Here is a 1,908-nt window from a genome sequence, read left to right as displayed (position 1 = left end):
AGACGATGGCGTACTTAAGCTTGAGTTGAGAGAGTCGTGATATTCATACGCAACTTTTTTGAGCTTGAGCCCGCCCGATGCGTCGACTTGCCCGCCCTAAACCCATTCTATTCATGCTCGTGCTGATTGCCCTGGTCTGCGCCGGAGTCGCTGCGCAGCACTTTCGCCTGTTCGAGCGCGCCTGGTTCAACTGGCAAGCGTGGCGCCAGCCGGCGGACATGCGCTCCATCGGCCTGGCGGATTACCGCGTGGTGCTGGAGGCTCAGGTGATCGAGGGGCTGGACGACGACGTCTCGGCCCTGACCTACGACCCGGTGCGTAAAAGCCTGTTTACCGTCACCAATCAAAATGCCGAGCTGATCGAGCTGTCGCTGGAGGGCAATATCCTGCGGCGCATTCCGCTGGTGGGGTTTGGTGATGCCGAAGCGGTGGAATTCATCAGCGACAACATTTATGTCATCAGCGATGAGCGCCAGCAGCGGCTGATCAAGGTGCATGTGGACGACGACACTCGGTTTCTCGACGCCGCCGATGCCGAGCAGATGACCCTCGGCCTGCATGAGGGCGGCAACAAGGGCTTCGAGGGCCTGGCCTATGACTCGGTGGGCAAGCGCCTGTTCGTGGCCAAGGAGCGCGACCCGATGCTGATTTACGAGGTTCATGGCTTTCCCCATTTCAAACCGGAAAAAACCTACTCGGTGCATGTGATCAACAACCCCAAGCGGGACGCCGGGCTGTTTGTGCGCGACCTGTCGAGCCTGCAATACGATGAGCGCAGCGGCCACTTGCTGGCGCTGTCGGATGAGTCGTTTCTGGTGTTGGAGCTGGATATCGACGGTCGCCCGTTAAGCAGTTTGTCGCTGCTCAACGGGCGCCATGGCCTGACAAAGCGGGTGCCGCAGGCCGAAGGCATCGCCATGGATGACCACGGCACGTTGTACCTGGTCAGCGAGCCGAACCTGTTTTACGTGTTCAAGAAAACAAATCCCTGAAAACGCGGCATAACCAATGTGGGAGGGGCGGTGCGACGGTTCGACTTGCTCCCGATGAGGGAGTGTCAGTCAACAGATGTTTAGCTGACACACCGCTATCGGGGGCAAGCCCCCTCCCACATTGGACCTATGGCGTTCTCAGGCCTTGAGGGTTTTCACGCCTTCGGAAGTGCCCAGCAACAACACATCCGCCGGGCGCGCGGCGAACAGGCCGTTGGTGACCACGCCAACAATGGCGTTGATCCGGGTTTCCAGCGCCACCGGATCGGTGATCTGCATGTTGAACACGTCGAGGATGATATTGCCGTTGTCGGTCAACACGCCTTCGCGGTACACCGGGTCGCCGCCCAGTTTCACCAGCTCGCGGGCCACGTGGCTGCGGGCCATCGGGATCACTTCCACCGGCAGCGGGAATGCGCCGAGTACCGGTACCAGCTTGCTGGCGTCGGCGATGCAGATAAACGTCTTGGCCACGGCCGCGACGATCTTCTCGCGCGTCAGGGCTGCGCCGCCGCCTTTGATCAGGTTCAGGTGCTCGTCGCTTTCATCGGCGCCGTCGACGTAGAACTCCAGGTCGCTGACGGTGTTCAGCTCGTACACCGGAATGCCATGACCCTTGAGGCGCGCGGCGGTCGCTTCGGAGCTGGCCACGGCGCCATCGAATGCGCCCTTGTGTTGGGCCAGCGCGTCGATAAAGCAGTTGGCGGTGGAGCCGGTGCCAACACCGACGATGCTTTTGTCGTCGAGTTTGGGAAGGATTAAATCGACGGCGGCCTGGGCCACTGCCTGTTTGAGTTGATCCTGGGTCATGCGGGCTCCGGAACGGGCGGGGAGTTATTGAGGCGCGCGAGTATACCCCAACAAACCTTGGGATTCGTGTGGTCTCCCGGCCAAACGCTGGGTTAGACTCCTTGGC

2 protein-coding genes are annotated in these 1,908 nt (G+C 60.7%); one reads left to right on the top strand and one right to left on the bottom strand.

Annotated features, from left to right (window positions below; translation table 11 throughout):
* Nucleotides 1-77 precede the first annotated feature (77 nt).
* Nucleotides 78-992, top strand: coding sequence for an SdiA-regulated domain-containing protein (locus GIW02_RS26970; RefSeq protein WP_236411061.1), 915 nt, complete (start codon nt 78-80; stop codon nt 990-992).
* Between the two features lie 138 nt (nt 993-1,130).
* Here GIW02_RS26970 and rpiA read toward each other — a convergent pair whose 3' ends face one another.
* Complete coding sequence (gene rpiA / locus GIW02_RS26965; RefSeq protein WP_236411058.1) at nt 1,131-1,802, bottom strand: ribose-5-phosphate isomerase RpiA; 672 nt, start codon at nt 1,800-1,802, stop codon at nt 1,131-1,133.
* Nucleotides 1,803-1,908: the final 106 nt, after the last annotated feature.

Source organism: Pseudomonas syringae (assembly GCF_021606685.1).
Taxonomy (GTDB): Bacteria; Pseudomonadota; Gammaproteobacteria; order Pseudomonadales; family Pseudomonadaceae; genus Aquipseudomonas; species Aquipseudomonas syringae_R.
This window is presented reverse-complemented; position numbering and strand designations above follow the sequence as displayed.